General features: G+C 71.4%; 17 protein-coding genes. 9 read left to right on the top strand and 8 right to left on the bottom strand.

The genetic code is table 11. The features are described 5' to 3' along the window. The 7 genes from ACH01S_RS38100 to ACH01S_RS38130 form a co-directional block, all read right to left on the bottom strand. The coding region (locus ACH01S_RS38100; RefSeq protein WP_067904132.1) for a CoA transferase at positions 1-1,025 on the bottom strand (1,025 nt) is incomplete at its 3' end. Between the two features lie 3 nt (positions 1,026-1,028). Continuing rightward, complete coding sequence (locus ACH01S_RS38105) at positions 1,029-1,937, bottom strand: amidohydrolase family protein (RefSeq protein WP_067904135.1); 909 nt, start codon at positions 1,935-1,937, stop codon at positions 1,029-1,031. Positions 1,938-1,947: 10 nt separating this feature from the next. Then, positions 1,948-2,721 (bottom strand): DUF4286 family protein, encoded by a 774-nt coding sequence (locus ACH01S_RS38110; RefSeq protein WP_067904138.1) that lies wholly within the window; start codon positions 2,719-2,721, stop codon positions 1,948-1,950. Next, positions 2,718-3,533 carry an enoyl-CoA hydratase/isomerase family protein gene (locus ACH01S_RS38115; protein ID WP_067904141.1) on the bottom strand — a complete coding sequence of 272 codons (816 nt, stop codon included), beginning with the start codon at positions 3,531-3,533 and terminating at the stop codon, positions 2,718-2,720. Before ACH01S_RS38115 ends, ACH01S_RS38110 begins: the two co-directional genes overlap by 4 nt. Further along, positions 3,530-3,970, bottom strand: a complete 441-nt coding sequence (locus ACH01S_RS38120) for a Zn-ribbon domain-containing OB-fold protein (RefSeq protein WP_067904144.1) — start codon at positions 3,968-3,970, stop codon at positions 3,530-3,532. Before ACH01S_RS38120 ends, ACH01S_RS38115 begins: the two co-directional genes overlap by 4 nt. After that, on the bottom strand, positions 3,967-5,118 hold the full coding sequence (locus ACH01S_RS38125; protein WP_067904146.1) for a thiolase family protein: 1,152 nt from the start codon (positions 5,116-5,118) through the stop codon (positions 3,967-3,969). The genes ACH01S_RS38120 and ACH01S_RS38125 overlap by 4 nt, the downstream gene beginning before the upstream one ends. 127 nt (positions 5,119-5,245) lie before the next feature. Beyond that, a complete protein-coding gene (locus ACH01S_RS38130) occupies positions 5,246-5,929 on the bottom strand; it encodes a GntR family transcriptional regulator (protein ID WP_067904148.1) in 684 nt (227 codons plus the stop codon). A 478-nt stretch (positions 5,930-6,407) separates the two neighbouring features. Between ACH01S_RS38130 and ACH01S_RS38135 the strand changes: the two genes are divergently transcribed. The 5 genes from ACH01S_RS38135 to ACH01S_RS38155 all read left to right on the top strand — a co-directional run bounded on the left by ACH01S_RS38135 (position 6,408) and on the right by ACH01S_RS38155 (position 12,274). Next, the gene (locus tag ACH01S_RS38135) at positions 6,408-7,808 is read left to right on the top strand and encodes an ABC transporter substrate-binding protein (protein ID WP_067904151.1); all 1,401 of its coding nucleotides are present in this window, start codon (positions 6,408-6,410) and stop codon (positions 7,806-7,808) included. Between the two features lie 183 nt (positions 7,809-7,991). After that, positions 7,992-9,002: an ABC transporter permease gene (locus ACH01S_RS38140; protein WP_083981611.1), complete on the top strand. Its 1,011-nt coding sequence runs from the start codon at positions 7,992-7,994 to the stop codon at positions 9,000-9,002. A 20-nt stretch (positions 9,003-9,022) separates the two neighbouring features. Continuing rightward, on the top strand, positions 9,023-9,898 hold the full coding sequence (locus ACH01S_RS38145) for an ABC transporter permease (RefSeq protein WP_067904154.1): 876 nt from the start codon (positions 9,023-9,025) through the stop codon (positions 9,896-9,898). Then, positions 9,895-11,712, top strand: coding sequence for an ABC transporter ATP-binding protein (locus ACH01S_RS38150; protein ID WP_067904157.1), 1,818 nt, complete (start codon positions 9,895-9,897; stop codon positions 11,710-11,712). The genes ACH01S_RS38145 and ACH01S_RS38150 overlap by 4 nt, the downstream gene beginning before the upstream one ends. Positions 11,713-11,755: 43 nt before the next feature. Next, positions 11,756-12,274 carry a GNAT family N-acetyltransferase gene (locus tag ACH01S_RS38155; protein ID WP_067904159.1) on the top strand — a complete coding sequence of 173 codons (519 nt, stop codon included), beginning with the start codon at positions 11,756-11,758 and terminating at the stop codon, positions 12,272-12,274. Positions 12,275-12,314: 40 nt separating this feature from the next. Here ACH01S_RS38155 and ACH01S_RS38160 read toward each other — a convergent pair whose 3' ends face one another. Further along, positions 12,315-12,911, bottom strand: a complete 597-nt coding sequence (locus tag ACH01S_RS38160; protein WP_083981612.1) for a DUF305 domain-containing protein — start codon at positions 12,909-12,911, stop codon at positions 12,315-12,317. Between the two features lie 342 nt (positions 12,912-13,253). Between ACH01S_RS38160 and ACH01S_RS38165 the strand changes: the two genes are divergently transcribed. From ACH01S_RS38165 to ACH01S_RS38180, 4 genes are all read left to right on the top strand, one after another. After that, a complete protein-coding gene (locus ACH01S_RS38165; RefSeq protein ID WP_067904230.1) occupies positions 13,254-13,904 on the top strand; it encodes a DUF4360 domain-containing protein in 651 nt (216 codons plus the stop codon). Positions 13,905-14,045: 141 nt separating this feature from the next. Next, complete coding sequence (locus tag ACH01S_RS38170; RefSeq protein WP_067904161.1) at positions 14,046-15,380, top strand: FAD-binding oxidoreductase; 1,335 nt, start codon at positions 14,046-14,048, stop codon at positions 15,378-15,380. Between the two features lie 128 nt (positions 15,381-15,508). Beyond that, complete coding sequence (locus ACH01S_RS38175) at positions 15,509-17,464, top strand: S8 family serine peptidase (protein WP_169809426.1); 1,956 nt, start codon at positions 15,509-15,511, stop codon at positions 17,462-17,464. Positions 17,465-17,471: 7 nt separating this feature from the next. Continuing rightward, on the top strand, positions 17,472-22,061 hold the full coding sequence (locus ACH01S_RS38180; RefSeq protein ID WP_067904167.1) for a DUF6603 domain-containing protein: 4,590 nt from the start codon (positions 17,472-17,474) through the stop codon (positions 22,059-22,061). Positions 22,062-22,068: the final 7 nt, after the last annotated feature.

Consider the following 22,068-nt stretch of genomic DNA (forward strand, 5'->3'; position numbering starts at 1 on the left):
GGCAGGCCCGTGGCGCGCACCGGGGGGCCGACCGGGGCGGACGTCCGGTCCTCCCGCCGCGTGCGGAAGAAGTCGCGCGAGCCGTACTGCCGGTCGGCGAGCAGGTCGCCGAGGTCGGCGCTGAAGCCGACGGCGAGGCCGAGCGCCTGGGCGCGCTCGTACACCGCCCGCTTGGGCACGCCCGCCGCCCACCTCTCGATCTCCCGCCAGCCCTCCGGGGACGGTTCCGGCGCCGACCCGCCGACGAGGTCCATCAGCAGGTCCCACTGCTCGGGCTGGAAGATGACGCCGACCCAGCCGTCCGCCGCGCGGACGATCCGCCACTGCCCCGACGCGGCCCCGGTGCGCGTCGGCGAGGTTCCGGCGAAGGCCGCCTCGATGTCGCTCTTCCAGTCGATGTAGGCGGCGACGTCGCACAGGGCGACGTCGACGACCTCGCCCGACCCGCGGCGGAGCGCGAGCATGCCGCCGAGGAGGCCCGCGAAGGCGGCGGCGTGCGCCGCCTGCTCCCCGCCGAGGGTCAGCGGTGACCGGTCCGGCTCACCGATCATCGAGGCGAGGCCGCCGTAGCACTCGGCGAGCAGGCTGTCGCCGGGGTGGTCCGAGCGCGGGTCGGCGAGGCCCGCCGCCGTGATGCTCACGGCGACGAGGTCCGGCCAGGCGGCGCGGATCTCCGCGGCGGTCAGGCCGACCGCCCGCGCCCGCGCGGGGCCGAGGCCGGTGAGCAGGAGGTCGGCACGGTCCAGCAGGCGGCCGAGCTCGGTCCGGCCGTCCGGGGCGTCGAGGTCGACGACGACGCTGCGCTTGTCCGCGTCGAGCCCGGCGAAGGCGAAGCCGACGCCGTGCTCGTCCAGCGGGGGCCGCGTCCGCAGCGGGTCCCCGCCGGGCGGCTCGCACAGGAGCACGTCGTGCCCGAGCCCGGCGAGGATCCGGCCGCAGACCCGCGTGGCCACGCCGCCCGCCAGCTCGACGACCCGCAGCGCCGCCCCGGTACCGCCGTCCCGCCGCTCGTCCGATCGAGTCATCGGCTAGCGCGCCGTCTCGGCGGCGCCCGGGTCGGCGGCGCCGGGGTCGGTGCGCTCCCACTCCCAGCCGCCCTCGGGACGGGGCCACTTCAGCACCGTCGCGGCCGTCCGGCCGAGGATCCAGACCTTGTCCTCCTCGCTGAGGAAGTCGAGCGTGTACCGGACGTGGTCGAGGTTCTCCCGCCAGGTCGCGCCGCGGACCCGCGTCGTGTCCGAGGCCCACATGAGCCGCTGCGGCCCGTACGCGTCGTACACCCGGCGCAAGGTCGGGGTCAGCGACGGATAGGGGTACGGCTCGTTCGTGTAGTCGGGGATCGCGGAGAACTTCATGTAGACGTTCGGGTACTTCACCAGCGGGAAGATGTCGTCGATGTACGCCCAGAGGTCCTGGGTGTCCGGGTCGCCGATGATCAGCCCCATATGGTCGACGATCAGCCGCAGGTCGGGGTGCCGCTCCGCGATCGCGGCGACCTTGCGGACCTCGGGGCCGTAGATCAGCAGCATCAGCGGGATGCCGAGCCGCTCCGCCGCCTCCCAGAACCACGGGAACGTGTCGACGTCGATCCAGTCGCGCCCGCGGAAGTCCGGGTAGCTCATCCGGATGCCGCGCATCCACGGGTTGTCGAACCAGCGCTCGATGCGCTCGCGGTCCGGGTCCCAGAGGTTGAAGCGGCCCATCACGCCGAACCGGCCCGGGTGCTCCGCGGCCCAGCCGAGTGCCGGGCCGTTGTCGTCACCCGCCCAGATCGCCGGGACGATCGCCACGGCGTCGATGCCGAGCTCGTCCATCCGGGGCAGGATCTGCTTGGGCGTGGACTCCGGTTTCCCGTTGTAGGACTCCCCGATGTCCGGCCAGGGACGCTCGGGGGTGTTGGGCAGGAACATGTGGATCTGGGTGTCGAGAATGAACACGCTCTCTCCCTCACCGAGGTTGCGGAACGGACGGCTGTGCCGGTGTCGCCGGCCGTGGAGTGAACGCGACGTTCCGGTACCACAGCCGCCACGGCGTCTTGTGCCTGGCCCAGGAGGCGGGGCCCGGGGACCAGACCTCCTCCGCCCGCAGGGTGCGCAGCGTCTCCACGACCTGCTCCCTGGTGGCGCTCGCCAGTTCGTAGACGGCCAGGTAGCGCGGGCAGCCGGGCTCCGGGTGCTCCAGCGCGTGCCGCAGCCTGTACACGCTTCCCCGGCTGAAGCCGCCCTTGTCCGTCGCCTCGGGCACGTGGACGCCGGTGTAGAACTCGTCGAACTCGGCCAGCCCGTCGCCGATGTCGTCGGGCGGGTCGATCCCGATGATGTAGATCGCCTCCGGGACGCCCGTCGCGGCCGACGTCTCCATGGCCTTCTCGTAGATCACCCGCCACCGGTGCGTGAGCAGGTCAGGCCAGAGCGGCGGGTCGTCGCTGTAGGCGGGATGGGTACCGGCGGGGGCGGTCGTCGAGGCGAGGTAGGCGTCGGCGCCCTCCTCGCTCACCACCTCGTAGGCGGCCAGGTACTTCGCGCCGTAGTCGCCCCGCGCGTCCTGGATCTGGAGTTCGTACCGGTGCGAGGACGCGAAGCCCGGATGCCTCGCGAAGACCTCCGGGACGTGCGTCTCGTCGTAGAACCGGTTGAAGCGCGCGATGTCGGCCGGGTCCGAGCTGGCGAAGTCGAGGGCGATCCAGTACAGGAAGTCGTTGGAGAAGGGCGTCGCCGTCATTTCCCGGTGTCCTTGCCCTGCCCGTTCTTGCCGACCGCGCGGCGGTAGGTCGTCGCGCCGTCGGAGAGGACGTCGCTGCGGGTCTGGATCTGCGCGCGGACGTCCTCGCCGTAGCGCAGCGCCGTGGTCCAGTCCGAGATGTGCTGCGGGATCTCGTGCAGCGCCCGCTTCGACCAGTCGAGGCTGACCGGGTCGAACTCCGCGATCTCGCGGGCGAGCGCGACGGCCGCGTCGGCGAGGTCGGCCAGCGGGACCGCCTCGTTGACGAGCCCCCACTCGGCGGCCTTGGTGCCGCTGATGCGCTTGGTGGTCAGCACCATCCAGGCCGCGCGCTTCGGCGAGAGCCGCAGCTGCGTGGACGGCCCGGCGAGCCCCGGGTACAGGCCGAACCCGAGTTCCGGCATGCCGAGCTGGGCCTCGTGCGCCGCGATCGCGAGGTCGGACGAGTTGACCAGCGTGACGCCCCCGCCGAGCGCGAACCCGTTGACCGCCGCGATCACGATCGCGGGATGCCGCCGGATCCTCTCCTGGACGGTGTGCCAGCTCGTCCGCCTGCCCTCGACGGTGTCGTCGGCTCCGGGGCCCTCCTCGCCCGACTCCTTGAGGTCGACGCCGGAGCAGAAGGCGGGGCCCGCGCCGGTGAGGACGATGACCCGGGCCGTCCCGTGGCAGGCGTCCAGGGCGTCCAGCAGCGCCGACCGCGCGGCGCGGCTCATCGCGTTGCGCTTCTCCGGCCGGTTGAGGGTGATCCGCGCGACGCCGCCGCCGAGGTCCTCGTGCAGGACGAGCGGCTCGTCCGAACCCGCGCTCATTCGGACCCCTCCGTGCGGTCGACGGCGAACTTCAGGATCGTCCGCTCGCTGAAGCCGGGCTCGAACACGGCCCGGACGGGCAGGTCGAAGGCGAGTTCGTCGGGCGCGTCCACCAGGGTGCTGATGATGGGCGGGCCCTCGTCCAGCTTGATGTAGGCCACCAGGTACGGCCGGACGTCGTCGAAAGCGCTCAGGTACCGCTGGTGCATCCTGATCCAGGACCAGAGCCGCCCCTTCCCGCTGACCGCCCGCCAGGTGAAGGAGGCGGACAGGCAGCGCGGGCACACCTCGCTCTCGGGGAAGCGGTACTCCCCGCACGCGTCGCAGTTCTGCAACCGCAGCTCGTTCTCGGCGAGCCCGTCCCAGTACGGCTGGTTCTCCGGCGTGATCTCCGGCAGCAGCCGCTCGTAGCTCTCGGCCTTGCTCTGGGTGCTCATCGCGCGACCGCCCCGTCGTTGGTGAGGATGTGCGAGGTGACGATCGGCGACGCGCACATGTACTGCACCGTCGAGCATCCCGGCACCTGCCTGGCGCCCGCCTCGCCGCGCAGCTGGCGCACCGACTCGACGTGGTGCGCCCAGCCCTGCATGTAGCTCTCGCTGGTGTGCCCGCCCGCCGTGTTCAGCGGGCGCGGGCCGTCGAAGCGGATCTTGTCCTCGTCCACCCACCGCCACGCCTCGCCGCGCGGCGCGTGGTTGAAGCCTTCGAGGGTGAAGAGGATGGTGGGCGTGAAGTTGTCGTAGATCTGCAGGCAGTCCACCTCCTCCGGCGCGATGCCGGCCTGCTCGTAGAGCCGGCTCGCCACGTCCTGGCAGGCGGAGTAAAAGAAGTCCTCCGCCGTGTAGTAGTTGGTGACGTGCCCCATCCCCGCCGTCGCGGCGACGCGCACCGGCGGCTTGCGCAGCGACCTGGCGCGCTCCATCGAGGTGACGATGAACGCGACGGCGCCGTCGTTGATGAGGCAGTAGTCGAGCAGCCGCAGCGGCTCGGCGATGTACCGGGAGTTCAGGTAGTCCTCGCGGGTGAACTCCTTCTGCAGGACGGCGACCGGGTTCAGCGCGGCGTGCCGCCGGTTGTTGATCGCCAGCGGCGCCAGCGCGTCCTCGCCCGCCCCGTACATGCCCCGGTACCGCTGGTACATCAGGGCGACGTAGGCGCCGGGGGAGGTCATGCCGTACATCTCGTCGTAGGCGGCGGTCGGGCCGCCGCCGTCGCCGCCGTACTTCACCTTCGCCGACCGCCCGTTGTTGCCGTAGACGCACGCGACCACGTCGGCCATGCCGGTGGAGATCAGCGCGACGGCCTCCTGGAGGGCGATGCCGCTCATCCGGCCCGTCCCCTCCAGGTCGTGGACGAAGCGGGGGTGCGGCAGGCCGGCGACGGTGGCCAGCCGGTCGTACTGGATACGGCAGGTGAGCAGGCCGTCGATCTCGTCCTTGCCGATCCCGCAGTCCTCGATCGCCTCGCGGAGGGCGCCCGCCGCCAGGGCGTAGGCGTCGCGGGGCCGGTCCGAGGCGGCGTAGAGCGAGCGGAAGTCGGACTGCCCCACGCCGACGATCGCGATCTCGGTTGGCTCGTGCTGCATGCGTCTCTCCGGTCGGTTGGCGTTGCTTGCCCGCCCGAGTCGGGAGCGGCTCTCGGGGGTGTGCCGCCGCGGGGGTGCCGCGCGGTCGGGCCGGGCGGCGCGGCGAACCGGCGCCCGGCCGGGGAGGTCACGTTCCCGAGGCCCGTTCCTCTTCGAGCTTCGCGATGGCCGCGAGCGCGGCCTCCTTCGCGGCGTCCACGTGCAGCCGGGCGAGCTGCGCGGCGCGGTCGGCGTCGCGGTCGGTGATCGCCGCGACGAGGTCGCGGTACTCCTGCTCCGACCGCTCCCGGCGGCCGGGGATGCTGAGCGACAGCCGGCGCAGCGCGTGGATGCGGGCGTGCAGCGGCGCGAGGGTGGACGCCAGCAGGGCGTTTCGCGCGCCCGCCAGCAGCAGCTCGTCGAAGTGGTAGATCGACGCGAGCTGGTCGTCGTCGCTCTTGGCCGGCCGCGTGAGCTTGACCAGCTCCAGGACCTCGGTGTCGGTGGCGCGCTTGACGAACAGGGACGCCGCCTCGGACTCCAGCGCCGCCCGCACCTCGTAGAGCTGCCGGACGTCGTCGCTGCCGAGCACCGCGACCCGCACGCCCCGCCGCCCCGACGTCTCGACGAGGCCGAGGGTCTGGAGGTGGAGGACCGCCTCGCGGATCGAGGTGCGGCTCACGCCGGTGAGCTCCATCAGCTCGCGCTCGGTGAGCCGGCGCCCCGGTGACAGCGTGCCTTCGAGGATGGCCTGCCGGACCCTGCGCACGACGAGCTGCGGAACGGTCTCCGCGGGGCGGTCGATCCGCAGGTCCGGTCCGGTCTCAGGCATGCCGTCTCCTCACACTTTGTATGACGTAATATAGTCATACGCTGATGATGGGGTCAACCTCCACCACAGCGGGCGTATCGGCACGGTAGCCGGGCACCGCGACCGCCTGTCAACAGCCACAACGCGGCGATCTCAGCAGATTTTGTCCGCTTTCTGTGGTTGACGCGGCTTAGTACGTCTGATTTGGTACGTCATACAAACAGCCGGAATCGATCGGACAGGGAGATCTCCTGTTCGCGCTACGTTCACGGAGCACGGCACCCCAAGGACACCCACCGACCTTGTTCCGGGCAAGAGCTCCCATCCACCCCCACCAGCGTCTTTTCAAGGAGGAAGGATGTTGAGTCGATTGGTCGGCAAGGAGCACGGGAGACGACCCCGGGTCCTCGCGCCCGTGGCCCTCTCCATGGCCGTCGGCCTCGCCGCGGCAGGATGTTCCTCGGGCTCGTCGGAGGGGTCGGGGGGTGCGTCCGGGGGCATGCTCCGCGTCGGCGTGGTCGCCAGCACGATCTCCACCATCGACGCCTACTCCAACGTGCGGTCGCAGGACTTCTACGTCCGCAACGCCGCGCTGTTCGAGCCGCTCGCCCACCGGACCAAGGACGGCGGCTACCAGTGGGCGCTCGCCACGGGCATCACCCACAACAAGGACAACACCGAGTGGACGGTCAAGCTCCGTCCGAACGTCAAGTTCCACGACGGCAGCCCGTTCGGCGCGGACGACGTCATCGCGGTGTTCAACCGGATCCTCGACAAGAAGAACGCGCTCATCGAGCGCAACTACGTCGACTTCATGGACCCGAAGGGCATCGAGAAGGTCGACGACCTGACGGTGAAGTTCAAGCTGCCGAAGCCGTACGGGCCGTTCGAGTTCGCCGTCACCAACAGCAACATCATCTTCTACAAGAAGGGGTCCACGCCCGAGCAGGCGATGGGCACGGGCCCGTTCAGCCTCGTCGCGTTCACCCCCGGCCGGGAGACGACCGTCAAGCGGTTCGACGGCTACTGGGGGACGAAGCCGAAGCTCGACAAGGTCAAGGTCATCAGCTTCAAGACCGCCGAGGCGTCGACCAACGCGATGATCGGCGGCCAGATCGACGCCAGCTCGAACATCCTGCAGACCTCGCTGCCGACGATCGAGAAGACGCCGGGCCTGAAGGTCATGAAGAGCGACGTGAACCTGAAGGTCAGCATCGGCATGCGGGCCGACGTCGAGCCCTTCAAGGACGTGCGCGTCCGGCAGGCGATGCGGCTGATCCTCGACCGCAAGCTCGCGCTGTCCAACGCCTTCGACGGCCTCGGCGAGCTGGCGAACGACCACTCCGGCTTCGACAAGTGCGTACCGGACGTCCCGCAGCGCCAGCAGGACCTTCCGCAGGCCAAGAAGCTGCTCGCCGACGCCGGGAAGTCGAACCTCAGCATCACCCTGGAGACCGCCGCGAACAAGCCCGGCATGCTCCAGCTCGTCCAGATCCTGGCCGAGGACGCCAAGAAGATCGGCGTGAACATCAAGGTGCAGAAGATGGAGCTGGGCGCTTACCTAGAGAAGTGGGGCGAGCGGACGTTCTACACCGGCTACGACACCCGCCCCTACCTGGAGGGCGTGCCGGAGATCATCAGCAAGGACAACGCGCTCAACCACACGCACTGGCACGACCCCGAGTTCGAGTCGCTGGCGAAGAAGCTCTACGCCACCTCCGACGCGACCGAGCAGTGCGACATCGAGAAGAAGATGAAGCAGATCGAGTACGAGCGGGGCGCGAGTATCCTCGCCGCGACGAACCCCACGGTGAGCGTGTACTCCTCCAAGGTGCACGGTCTCGTCCCTGAGTTCCCCTCGGGGAACCTGTACGACTTCACCAAGGTCACCATCGACTGAGCAGGTAGGCCGCGGTCGCGAACCGGAGACCGCCCGCCGCAGGCCCGGACGGGCTGGAGGCGGTCTCCGGTTCCGGCGGCGGCCGCCCCGGGCGTCGCTCAGACCGGACAGTCATAAGCAGACACCCCCAACCCAAACGGCGACCGGACACGTTGAACGGGATTGTTGCCCATGGCTACTGAGATGACGACCGAAAAGGCGATCGACGCGGTGGAGCCCGTCAAGGCCCCGAGCCGCCGCCGGAGCCGGCGGGCCACCATCGCGTGGCTCGTCGCGCAGCGCGCGCTGATGGGCGTGGTGACGCTGTGGTGCATCTCCGTCATCGTCTTCGTGGCGACGCAGGCGATGCCCGGCGACGTCGCGCACATCATCCTCGGGGCCGGGGCGACCGCCGACCAGATCGCCCAGCTCAACGAGAACATGGGGCTGGACCAGCCGCTGCTCACCCAGTACTGGGACTGGCTCGGCAACGTCCTCACCGGGAACATGGGCAACTCGCTGGTCAGCGGCCAGCCGGTGTCCGAGCTCCTGTCCGAGCGGATCTTCAACTCCGCGACGCTGACCGTCATCGCGATGGTCCTCATCCTCCCGCTGTCCCTCCTGGTCGGCCTGCTCGCGGCCGTCTTCCGGGACAAGCTGTTCGACCGGTCCTACCTCGGCACCTCGCTGGTCGTGACGGCGACGCCGGACTTCGTCCTCGGCAGCCTCGTGATCGCGGTGTTCGGCACCGTCGTCTTCAAGGTCCTGCCGCCGGTCTCGCTGATCCCGCCGGGGGACGCGCCCTGGCAGCATCCGAAGCAGCTCATCATGCCGCTCGCCGTCATGACGCTCGTCGGGGTCACCTACCTCTCGCGCCTCGTGCGGGTCTCCTTCATCGACGTGCTGGAGAGCGAGTACGTCCAGCTCGCGACCATCAAGGGCCTGTCGACGCGGCGGATCCTGTTCCGGCACGCGCTGCCGAACGCGCTCGCGCCGAGCATCCCGGCGGCGAGCATCATGGCCGCCTACACGATCGCGGGGTCGGTCGTGATCGAGTACCTGTTCGGCTATCCCGGCATCGGCTCGGCGCTCGTGGACGCCGTGGCCGGCCACGACCTGCCGATGGTCCAGGCGATCATCATGCTGATGGCGGCCGCGTTCTTCTGCTTCAACCAGCTCGCCGACGTGCTCGGAACCCTGAACAAGTCCCGATGACAGACGAAGGAGCGTCGGCCATGATCCGAACGCGACCCAGGGAGCAAGGGGTCCAGGCTCCGCCCAAGAACCTGACCCGCCGCGTCCTGACCTCGCGGCAGACCAGGCTCGGCCTGATCATGCTGCTGACCATGATCGTCTTCGCGATCGTCGGGCCCTTCCTCGCCCCGCACTCGCCGACCGCCGTCCTGGCCAAGCCGTACGCGCCGCCCGGCGACGGACTGCTGCTCGGCGCGGACTCGCTGGGGCGGGACATCGTCTCGCGCATCCTCAGCGGCGGCGCCAACCTGACCTGGATGGCCATCGCCGCCACGGCCCTCGGCGTCGCGCTCGGCACCACGATCGGCCTGGTCGCGGCGTTCGCGGGCGGGATCGTCGACATGCTCCTCATGCGGGTCGTCGACGTGCTGCTGACGTTCCCGACGATCATCATGGCGATCCTGTTCATCTCGATGGTCGGGCCGAGCCGGTGGATCCTCGTGGTCCTCGTGGCGATCGGCCTCACGCCGGGGATGGCGCGCGTGATGCGCGGGTCGGCGCGTCCGGTGATGCGGCGCGAGCACGTCATGTGGGCGCGGACGGTCGGGCTCTCGTCCCGGCACATCCTCATGCGGGAGGTGCTGCCGAGCGTGACCTCCCCGCTGATGGTGGAGATCGGGCTCCGGCTCATGTGGTCGGTCGTCGGCCTCGCCTCGCTGAGCTTCCTCGGCTTCGGCGTCCAGCCGCCCGCCTCCGACTGGGGGCTCATGGTCAGCGAGAACAAGGACGGCCTCGCGATCCAGCCGCTCGCCGTCTTCATCCCCGCCGCCTGCGTCGCCCTGTTCACGATCGGCGGCAACCTCTTCGCCGAAGGCGCCGCGCGGGTGATCGGCCGCACCGAAGGGACTCGTTCATGAAGGCGGTCGAAGTCAACGCGGTCGAGGTCAACGCGGTCGAGGTCACCGGGCTCACCGTCGCGCTCGACGACGGCAGCGTGATCGTCGACGACGTGTCGTTCGCCCTGGAGAGCGGGCAGGTCATGGGCCTCGTCGGCGAGTCGGGCTCGGGCAAGAGCACGGTCGCGCTCGCCCTGCTCGGCTTCGCCAAGCGCGGCGCGAACATCGTCGGCGGCAAGGTCGTGGTCGGCGGCGTCGACCTCCTCGCGCTCGGCCGCAACGAGCTGCGCGAGGCGCGCAAGAAGCTGATCGGCTTCGTCCCGCAGGACCCGGCGACGGCGCTCAACCCGGCGATGCGGATCGGCACCCAGCTCACCGAGGGGATGATCGGCGGCAAGAAGGAGAACCTGCCGCGGATCCGCGAAGTCCTCACGGCCGTGGGCCTGCCCTCCGACGACGCGTTCCTGCGCCGCCACCCCCAGGAGCTCTCGGGCGGGCAGCAGCAGCGCGTGGCGATCGCCATGGCCGTGGCGAAGGGCCCGAAGCTGATCGTCTTCGACGAGCCCACGACCGGGCTGGACGTCTCCACCCAGGCGCGCGTCCTGGAGATGGTCGGACGCCTCTGCGCCGACAACGGCATGGCCGCCGTCTTCGTCTCGCACGACCTCGCGGTCGTCGGCGCGGTCGGCGACCTCGTGACCGTGATGTACGCCGGGCAGATCCTGGAGACCGGGACCCGCGACGAGGTCCTGCTGTCCGCCGCGCACCCCTACTCCATCGCCCTGCTCGAATCGGTGCCGTCGACGCGGCAGCGGCTGCCGCTCGTCCCGATCCCCGGCCGGTCGCCCGCGGCGGGGGCCAAGTTCGACGGGTGCGTGTTCGCCGACCGCTGCGCCTACGCCGAGGACCGCTGCCGGGAGGCCGTGCCCGCGCTGGTCACCGCGCCCACCGGCGGCGCGGCCCGGTGCGTCCGCGTCGAGCACGTCCGGCAGAACCAGACGTGCCAGGTCAAGGAGCCGCTGCGGCGGGTCGAGAGCGGCGCGGGGGACCGGGCGCCCGTGCTGAGCGTGCGGAACCTGAACGCCTCCTACGACCGGACGCAGGTCCTGTTCGACCTCGACTTCGACGTCGCTCCGGGCGAGTGCGTCGGGATCGTGGGCGAGTCGGGCAGCGGCAAGACGACCATGTCCCGCTGCCTGATCGGCCTGCACGAATCCCAGACCGGCGTCCTCGAGATGGACGGGAAGCCGCTCCCGCTGCGGTTGCGGGACCGGTCCAAGGCCGTCAAGCAGCAGATGCAGTACGTGTTCCAGAACCCCTACGGCTCGCTGAACCCGCGCGAGACGGTCGCGACCTCGGTGATGGTGCCGCTCAAGCACTTCTACGGTGATCGCGGCAAGGCCGCCCGCGCCAAGGCCAAGGAGGCCCTTGAGCGCGTGGAGATCCCGTGGCGGCTCGCCGACCGCTACCCCGCCGAGCTGTCGGGCGGCCAGCGCCAGCGGGTCGCCATCGCCCGCGCGCTCGCCTGCGACCCCAAGCTGCTGATCTGCGACGAGGTCACCTCGGGGCTCGACGTCTCCGTCCAGGCGTCCGTCGTCGAACTGCTCAGGACGCTGCAGAACGACGGGCTGAGCATGGTCTTCATCACCCACGACCTCGCCGTCGTGCGCAGCATCGGCGACCGCGTCGTCGTCCTCAGCCAGGGACGCGTCGTGGAGTCGGGCGACGTCGAGTCGGTGCTCAGCGCGCCGGAGCACGCCTACACGCGCGGGCTCCTCGCGGACACGCTTGAGGTCGACCGTCCCGACGCCGAGACGAGCGACGTCCCCGGATGAGACCGACCCGACGCCGACCCCCCGAGATCAGGAGGCATTCCAAGTGACGGTGACCGTGGCCGCCGCGACCCCCGAGCACGTCCCGGCCGTCCGGGCGCTGATGGAGGAGATGTACCTCTTCTACGGCGCCACCCTCCAAGGGACGCTCGAAGAACGCACCGAGCAGACGCGGGAGGCGCTGTTCGGGGAGACGCCCGCGGCCCGCGTGCTCCTCGCCTTCGACGGCGACGAGGCGGTCGGGATCGCGTCCTGGTCGTTCCTGTGGCCCGCCGTCGGATTCACGCGCAGCCTGTATCTCAAAGAGCTGTACGTGACCGGCTCGCGCCGGGGGTCCGGCATCGGCGTCACGCTGATGCGCGCCGTGTTCGAGACGGCCGCCGAGCACGGGTGCAGCCGCGTCGAATGGACGACGGACACCGTCAACACCCATGCCCAGCGGTTCTACTCCGGCCTCGGCTACCAGGAGGTCACGACCAAGATCCTCTACCGGGGGGAGAACGCCCCGGCGGCGGGGAACGGGACTCGGGTCGCGGTGTCCTGTGAGCGTCCCGCCGAACCGTGAGCGCGCCGCCGGCGCCGCGCTCACGGCCGCGGGAAGGACGTCAGCCGTTGAGCATGCCGAGCAGCTTGCTGACCATGTCGCTCGTGCGTTTCACGACGTCGGTGGCGAACGCCCGCGTGGCGGGATTGACTCCCTTCTTCAATTCCACCTGTGACATCTCGGTCGCGTTCCCCTGATGGCCGAGAAGCAGGTTGAGGAACGTGCTGTCGAAAGTGCGGCCCTTGGCCTCCTGCAGAGACTCCATCTCCACCGGGCCGATGGCGGGCATGCCGCCATGGGCGGCGTGGGAGTTCGCCGTGCCCTGCATCGTGGTCGGCTTCGACCACGCGGTGAGCCACGAGGTCATTTTCTGCACCTCGCCGGTGCTGTCCTTTTCGAGGGTCGCGGCCAGTTCCTTGACTTCGCCGCGCTTGGCGCGGTCGGGGACCAGCCGGACCATGTCGAGCATCTGCCGCCGATGCGCGATCATCATCTGCAGGTACATGACGTCGTCGGCGTTGTGATCGGCGGACGCGGTCTGCTTCGGCCTGCCCTCCGCCGGATCATCGGCCTTCGACGTGCCGCACGCCGTGAGCAGCACGGCGAACGCGAAGAACGCCGCCGCGAGCGTTCGGCGGTGGGGGAGCTTGGCGGTCATGCGGGGGTCTCGATCCCTTCGGGGTGGGGTCGAACGCCGGAATCCCTCCGGCACCTGGTCGCCTGATCGCCACCAGGCGTCGGCCACGCTATCCCCAAAACCGCCATTCAGCCATGATCGCTGCCGCGCCGCCTCGGCGCCCTCGTCAACAGCACGGTGATCCCCTACCACCCCGGCGGGCGGCTCCTCGCGGCCACCTGGGGCGGCCCGGCGAACCCGCGCTGTTCGAGTGTCGGTCGTCAAATTGGGTCGAACGGCGATGTTGAACAATGGTCGTTGATAGTGATCGGGGCGGAGGTTAGCCTTCCTTCGAGTGTGATCATTTGCGCGACGAGGATGCGCATGCGTGGGAAGAAAGCCTTTTTCGTCTTGGGTGCCACGGTGCTCGCCGTCGGTGCGGCTTCGGTCGCACCGGCCGCCGCCGATCCGACGGGCGCCCGCGGACCGGTCGAGTTCAAGGTGGAGGTCGCGGGGGTCGCCGGGTCGGGGTGCCCGGCGGGCACCGTCGCGACGGCCGTCCGGGACGATGGGACGTTCAGGATCGTCTACGGCGCGTACACCGCGCAGGCGGGCGGTTCGTCGAGGCCGGTCGACGCCCATAAGAACTGCCAGGCATTCCTGCGGGTGACGGCGCCGCAGGACGTCACTTACGCAATCTCGTCGTCGTACCATCCGATTTATGCCCGGCTGGAGAACGGCGCCAACGCCACCCTGAAATTCAGCTACTATTTCGAGGGTCTCCCTTGGAACGGGATGGTCACGCGGACCTTGAACGGCGCCTATGACGACGAGTGGAGAATCGCCTACGAGGAGCCAGCGGACCGACTCCTCTTCCAGCCCTGCGGGGAGCGGCGCAGGCTCGTCCTCAACACCGAACTGCGTATCGACAAAGGGACCTCGGACCCGTCCAAGACCGACTTCATCACCATGGACTCCCTCAGCGACGGTCCCGTGATCTTCTACCGCCTCACCTGGAAGAACTGCCCGCGCTGAGCCCCCGTCGCACGCGGCCCGGGACCATGGCCGCCTACTCCCGCCGCAGTAGGCGACCGCGCGGCGACTCCTTTCGGAGCAGGGGGAATACACGCCCTGTGCGCGACGACCGATTAGTCGTGGGGTCGGCACCATCGCCCCATGACAGAGATTTCGAGCAGTGAACGTCGCTCAACGGGGCTCGACACGGTCGCCGAGGTGCTGGCGCCGGGGGACGACGGCTACGCCGAGTCCGCGGCGACCCTGTTCGCCGACGGCACGCCCGACCTGGTGGTCCGCCCGCGCGACGCGGCCGGGGTGGCGGCGGCGCTGCGGTACGCGGCCGACGCCGGGCTCGCCGTGACGGTGCGGTCCGGCGGGCACAGCATGGCGGGGCTGAGCACGAGCAACGACGGAATGGTCATCGACACGCGGCGGATCAGCGGGGTGCGGCTGCTGGACCCCGGCTCCGGGCGGGTGCGCGTCGGCGCGGGCGCGACGTGGGGCGCGGTGGCCGACGCGCTGGGCCCGCACGGGCTGGGGCTGACCGCCGGGGACACCAGGCAGGTCGGCGTCGGGGGGCTGACGCTCGGCGGCGGCATCGGCTGGATGGCGCGCAGGCACGGGCTGGCGATCGACAGCCTGGCGGCGGTCCAACTGGTCACCGCGGACGGACGGCTGATCGGCGCGGACGCCGTCGAGCACGCCGACCTGTTCTGGGCGCTGCGCGGCGGCGGCGGCAACTTCGGCGTCGCGGTCGGGTTCGACTTCATCGCCCACCCGGTCACCTCCGTGCACTTCGGCACGATCACCTACGAGGTCGCCGACCTGCCGGGACTCGTCGCGGGCTGGCGCGACCTGATGCGGGCGAGCGACGAGAGGCTGACCACGTCGCTCAGCTTCATGCCCGCGATGCCGGGCCGGCCCGCGGCCGCCATGCTGGGGTGCTGCTACGCCGGTTCCGAGGCGGAAGAGGCGCTGCGTCCGTTCCGAGCGCTCGCCCCGGTCACCTCGGACGGCGTCAAGGCCATGCCCTACGCCGACGTCCTCGAAGACGTCACGGCGCTGCCTCCCGGACTGCGCATGGTGGTCCGCAACACCTTCTTCACCACGCTCGACGACGCGCGGGTCGCCGCCCTCGACGCGCTGTTCGCCGGCGGCGGGGTCGCGCTCTCGCTGCGCGCCATGGGCGGCGCGGTCGCGCGCGTCGGCGCGGACGCGACCGCCTTCGCCCACCGGGACGCCGAGGTCATGGCGGCGGCCGCCTTCATGATCCCGGACGCGGCCCCGCCCGGGGCGCGGAACGAGGCGCTGCGCCGGTGGTCGCCGGTGGGCGCCCTCGGCTCGGGCGCCTACGTCGGATTCCTCGGCTCGGCCGAACCCGCGGACGTCGCCACCGCCTATCCGCCGGACACCTATCGGCGCCTGGCCAAGGTCAAACGCCGTTACGACCCCGCCAACGTATTCCGGCGAACGCACAACGTCCGTCCATTCTGAGAGAGAACGGCTCCGCGCGCCCGCCCGCGGCCGCAGGTGGACTACGGAGAGGCCGAGTCCGGCCACGATCTGTCACCCGAATGGTTTCTGTGACACCTTGCGAGCGGGGCGTGGCGAAGGGGGCTGTCATGGCGGTTGACCGCGGATCCGGGATGGCCGACCGGGCGGAGGCCGTCACCTCGACGTCGGCCCCGAAGACGGGCCCGAACTGCGACGCCGAGGTGCTCCGCGCCCTTCTCGACTGGGAGGGAAACGGCGCGGACCCGGACGACCGCATCGACGTCTTCGTCACCTTCTACGGAACTCTCGAAGCGCTGACCGAAGCCGGCCTCGACCCCGGCCACGTCCACGGCGACCTCGTCACCGGGTCGATCGCCCTCGCCGACGTCGCCGGGCTGGCCGGGGCGGACGGCGTCCGCTGGGTCGCCGCGTCCGCGCGCACACGGTTACACATCGACCGCAGCATGGGCGAGATCAAGGCGACGGCGCTCCGCGCCGCCTCGCCGCCGTACAACGCGGGCGGAGTGCCCGGCCTCACCGGGAAAGGCGTCCTCGTCGGCGTCATCGACAACCGCCTGACGGTCACCCATCCCACTTTCAACGTGCCGAACACGACGCCGCCGAAATCGCGCATCATCGGCTACTGGGACCAGTTCTCCACCCCCGCCGCGGGGCAGAAGCCGCCGAGCGGATTCGGATTCCCCGCCGGGTTCAACTACGGAGTCTGGTGGGACGAGGCGGCCGTCGCCGACGTCGTCGCCAACAACCGCGTCGGCGCGATCTGGACCAGCGCCGAATTCGACCACGGCACGCATGTCGCGGGCATCGCCGCCGGCAACGGATCGGGACGGGACGGTCCGTTCGCGCCATTCACCTTCGTGGGCGTCGCGCCCGAGGCGGACGTCGTCTTCGCCAATTCGGCCACGCTCGTCTCCAGCCGGGCCGTGAGCGAGGCCGTCGCGCTCTTCCACCAGATCGCGTCGCAGCGCGGCCCGGCGGGCGTCCCCTGCGTCATCAACATGAGCTTCGGCACCCACGAGGGGGCGCGCGACGGCTCCTCCGCGCTTGAGCTGGCGATCGACAAGCTGATGCACGACGCGAACGGCGATCCCGTCCGCGGGCGGGCGATCGTGGTCTCGGCCGGGAACGAGGGCGACGCCCGCCGCCACGGCCGCAAGAACATCAACGCCTTCGCCAACGTGTCGTTCCGGTTGGAGGTCGAGGAGATCGTCTTCCCCAACGGCACCAAGCTGCCCGAAGACCGCGTCGACGACCAGCTCTACTTCTGGTACGACGGCGCGGCGCGGATCGAGTTACGCGTCACGCCGCCCCGGTCGACCCCGAGCGCCTGGACGCAGCCCGGCCAGCAGAGCGTGATCTCCATCGGCGGGACGCCGGTCGCGACCGTGGTGTCCCCGCCGCAGCCCGACCCGAACAACGGCAAGCGCAAGATCGACGTCACGCTCAAGGGCCCCGTCCGCAAGGGGACCTGGAAGATCGAGCTGCACGAGATCGGCGGCGCGGCGGCGACGGTCGACGTGTGGGTCGAGCGGGAGAACATCGACCTGTGGCCGCAGCTCGCGTTCGGCGACAACATCACCGACAACACCGTGACCTCGCCGTCCACGGCCCGCAGCGTCGTCGCGGTCGGCGCCTACGTGTCCGAGCCGGGGGCCAACTTCAGCGCCTACGGCTCGATCGCGGAGAGTTCGAGCCGCGGCCTGGACGCGGTGTCCGGGGTGCCGCCCGAGCGCGTCCGGCCCCACCTCGTCGCGCCCGGCCGCCGGATCATCTCCGCCGCCGCCTCGCAGGAACTGCACCCGGCGGACATCAAGGCCCGCTTCGGCGGCTGGCTGCTCAACCGGCACGTCATCTTCTCCGGGACGAGCCAGGCCGCACCGCACGTGACGGGAGTCATCGCGCTCATGTTCCAGAAGAATCCGACGCTTACCTACCGCGACGTGCAGCGGATCCTCGCCGCGACGACGAAGAAGGACCACATCCCGCCGGAGCTCGTCCTGCCCAACGCGGTGTGGGGCGCGGGCAAGCTCGACGCCGCGGCTGCGCTGGCGGCGACCCCGTGAGCGCGTCATGAGCGAGGCCGGAACGTTCGAGCGGGTGGCGGCGCTGATCGGCGACGCCCTGCTGCCGCTCGCCGCGGCCCTCGCCGACCCGGGCGAGCTGCTGGTCGAGTTCGGGGTCGCGATCAACGACGACGCGCTCGCCGGGCTCGCGAGCGCCGCCGCCGACACGGTACGCGCCGTGGAGGACCTCGGCGCCTTCGTCACCGCGCTGAACGTGGCGATCAAGGTCGACGACTCGATCGGGATCACGTCCAACGGGGCGGCGGTCGCGCAGCGGATCGACGCCGTCCTCACCGGGCTGGCGAACATGCAGACCGGCGTGACGGCGGCGCTGAACTCGCCGTCGATCACGCCCGCGCAGCGCGCCCGGGCCGAGGCGCTGCTGAGCGGCCTGCCCGGCCGGATCGTCACCCGGCTGATCGTCGACCGGTTACGCGTGCGGCTGCCCAAGGCCACGATGCTGCTCGCCGCGGCCGGGCTGCTCGAAGGGCTCGACGTCCCGGGCGACCCGGCCGACCCCATGTTCCCGCCGCATTTCTCCTGGACGATCCGCTGGGACAGGATCGGACGCTTCCTCGGCCAGCCGCTGTCGCTGCTCCGCGACGCCTACGGCCTCGGCACCCCCGGCTTCGACGGGAAGGTGCTCCTCCAACTGCTCGCCCGGCTGCTCGACACCGGGGACGACCGCCTCGACCGCTCCTACATCGCCACCGGCGCGGGCGGCGTCGGCGCCGTCCTGATCGGGCCGGGGCTCATCGTGGGCGTCCGCGACGGCGGCCTCGCCTTCCCGACCCGGCTCGGCATCACCGGCAAGGCGACGCAGCAGTTCCCGCTCGGCGAGCGCACCGTGTTCAGCGTCGGCGTCGACGGCACGGTCACCGCGGGCTCGGAGGTGCGGCTTTCCCCCACTTTGGATGTGACGATCGTCCCCCCGCAGGGCGCGCCCTCGGCCGCGCTCAGCGCCACGGCCGCGTTCACGGTGGGCAAGGCCGGTGAGCCGATGACCGTGCTCGGCGACACCCGGCTCGGCGGCCTGACCGTCGAGACGGCCCGCCTCGCGCTGTCGCTCAACGCCACGGCGAGCGCGGACGGCACCGCCACGGCGGAGCCGTCCGCCCAGGTGGAGGTCACCGGCGGCCACCTGGTCATCGACCTCTCAGGCGCGGACGGCTTCATCGGCACCCTCGTCGGCGCGAGGTTCGAAACCGGCTTCGACCTGCGGCTGCTGTGGACGCCCTCGGCCGGGATCCGGCTGGAGGGCAGCGAGACGCTCGAACTCGCGCTGCCCCTGCACCTGAAGCTCGGCCCGCTGGAGGTCACGACGCTGCACCTCAGCGTCGGCCTGCCCGCCGACGGCTCGCTGCCGATCGAGGTGTCCACCGACTTCAAGGGCGCGCTCGGGCCGGTCCAGGCGTCGGTCGAGCGGATCGGCATCGTCGCCACGCCGCGCTTCCCCGCCGGGGGCGGCAACCTCGGCCCGGTCGACTTCGCGCTCGGCTTCAAGCCGCCGAAGGGCGTCGGCCTCGCGATCGACGCCGGGATCGTGAAGGGCGGCGGCTACCTGTCGTTCGATCCGGAGCGGGGCGAGTACTCCGGGGCGCTGGAACTCGAATTCGCCGGGTTCATCGACGTCAAGGCGATCGGGCTGATCAGCACGCGGATGCCGGACGGCAGGCCGGGGTTCTCGCTGCTGATCGTCCTCACCGCCGAGTTCGGCGGGGGCGGGATCCAGCTCGGGTTCGGCTTCACGCTGCTCGCCGTCGGCGGCATCCTCGGCCTGAACCGCAGGATGGACCTCGCGGCGCTCGTCGAAGGGGTCGCGAGCGGGGCGATCGAGTCGGTGATGTTCCCGCGCGACGTGGTCGCGAACGCGCCGCGGATCATCAGCGACCTGCGCAAGTTCTTCCCGCCCGAGGACGGCCGGTTCCTCGTCGGGCCCATGGCGAAGATCGGCTGGGGGACGCCGACCCTGGTCAGCGTCTCGCTCGGGGTGATCGTCGAGATCCCGCCGGGCAACATCGCGATCCTCGGCGTGCTGAAGTGCGTCCTGCCGAGCCAGGACGTGCCGCTGCTCAAGCTCCAGGTCAACTTCATCGGCGCGTTCGAGGTCGACAAGTCGCGGCTGTGGTTCTACGCGCAGCTCGTCGACTCGCGCGTCCTGACGATCACCATCGACGGCGGGATGGGCCTGCTCATCGACATGGGCGACAATCCCGACTTCGTCCTCTCGGTCGGCGGGTTCCACCCGTCGTTCAAACCGCCGCCGCTGCCGTTCCCGATCCCGCCGCGCGTGTCGCTGGACATCCTGAACGCGCCGGGACGGCTGATCCGGGTCTCCGGCTACTTCGCGGTCACGAGCAACACCGCCCAGTTCGGCGCGAAGGCGGAGCTGCGGCTCGGCTTCGACGACTTCGGCATCGAGGGGCACCTCGCCTTCGACGCGCTCTTCCGGTTCTCGCCGTTCGCGTTCGTCATCGAGATCTCCGCGGGCGTCTCGCTGAAGGCGTTCGGCGTCGGACTGTTCAGCATCGACCTGCGCTTCCAGCTGGAGGGCCCGTCGCCGTGGCGGGCGCACGGGCGCGGCTCGATCTCCCTGCTGTTCTTCGAGATCTCCGCCGACTTCGACATCTCCTGGGGCGAGGAGCGCACCACCACGCTGCCGCCGGTCGCGGTGCTCGAACTGCTGGAGCGCGAGGTCCGCAAACCCGAGGGCTGGCAGACGCGGCTCCCGGCGGGCGGCGCCAACCCGCTGGTCACGCTGCGCCAGTTGCCCGAGGGCGACGAGCTGGTGCTGCATCCGCTCGGCACGCTGTTCATCCACCAGCGGGCCGTGCCGCTCGACGTCCGGATCGACCGGGTCGGCGCGCAGCGGCCGAGCGACGGCAAGCGGTTCGGCGTCGCGCCGGTGCCGGGCAGCGGGCTGGAGCGGGTGTCGGTCACCGACGACCAGTTCGCCATGGCCCAGTTCCAGGACATGGACGACGCGGCGAAGCTGTCCCGTCCGGCCTACGAGAAGCAGGACGCCGGGATCGAGCTGACCGCCGAGCGGGGCGCGATCGCCTCGCCGCGCGTCGTCCGGCGGAGCGCGCGCTACGAGATGCACATCATCGACAGCAGGCCACCGAGACCGGCCGCGCGCATGGCGGCCGCAGAAGCCCCCGCCGCTCGCCGGAGGCCGAAGCTCTACAGCCCGCCCCCGGCGGTGTTCGGCCAACTGCTGGAGGGGAGCAGCACCGCGCGTTCGCCGCTCTCGCGCCGGGAGGCGCGGCTGCGGCAGCCCTTCCCGGCGGAGGAGACCGTCCGTGTCACCGGCGACCGCTTCGTGGTCGCCTACCGGCGCAACAACCGGCAGGCGTTCCCGCCCGTCGCGACGGGCTCGACCACGTCGAGCTTCCGCAGCGCGGCGACCGCCGCCGACGCCATGGCCGACTGGGTCCGCGCCGACCCGGGCCTCGCCGGGCAACTGCACGTGCTGCCGCAGGCCGAGGTCGGCGGGGGCGCGGCGGCCCGGCCGGGGACGTGGTCGGCGGCGAGCCCGCCGCCGTCCGCCGTCGCGGGCGCGGACGCGGTCCGGCTGACCGGCGGCAGGGTGCTCGTCGCGGGCGGCGCCGACGCCACCGGGAAGGCCGTGGCGACGGCCGCGCTGTACGACCCGGTCGCGGCGGCCTGGGCGGACGCGACCCCGCCGCTCGCGACGGCCCGGCGGCGGCACACCACGACGAAGCTCGCCGACGGCCGGGTCGTGGTCGCGGGCGGGCTCGGCGCCGACGACGCGCCGCTGGCCTCGGCCGAGGTCTTCGAACCGGTGGCCGCCGCCTGGAGCACCCCGCAGGGCAGGCTCCACACCGCCAGGCACGGCCATTCCGCCACCGCGATCGGTGACGGGCTGCTCGTCGCGGGCGGCACCGGAGCGCGCGGCGCGGCGCTCGCGTCCGCCGAGCTGTACGACCCGGACACCGCCACCTGGACCGAGGTCGCGCCGATGGGCTGCGCCCGCACCGGCCACCAGGCGGTGCCGGTCGGCGGCAAGGTCCTCGTCATCGGCGGCGCGCTGCCGACCGGCGAGGGCGAGCGCGCCCTCGCGTTCTGCGAGATCTACGACCCGGCGTCCAGGACGTGGACGCCGACCGGCAGCCTGCTCACGCCGCGGAAGGGCCACCAGGCCACGGTGCTGGGCGACGGCCGCGTGCTGGTGACCGGGGGAGACGCCGTGCCGTCCGTGCCGTACCGCGTGGACAGCCTGGCGTCCGCCGAGCTGTACGACCCGGGCACCGGCGCCTGGACGCGCGTCGCGGACCTCCCCGGCGGCGGACGCAGCGGGCACCGCGGCGTCCTGACCCCGGCCGGTGTCGTCGTGGTCGGCGGAACCGGACGGCCCAGCCCGACCACCGGCTACCGCGACGTCGTCGTCTTCGACCCCGGCGCCGGGACCTGGACGGCCACCGGCCCGCTGGGCACCGGCCGCTTCGACTTCCCGGCCGTCGACCTGGCGGACGGCCGGGTGCTCGTGGCGGGCGGCCTGGCCCTGGCCGGGGCCGCCGCGCCCGGCCCCGATCCCGCCGAGCTCGCCGCCACCGCCGAGATCTACCTCCCCTGAGGAAGGG

This window comes from Actinomadura chibensis NBRC 106107, assembly GCF_001552135.1.
GTDB lineage: Bacteria > Actinomycetota > Actinomycetes > Streptosporangiales > Streptosporangiaceae > Spirillospora > Spirillospora chibensis.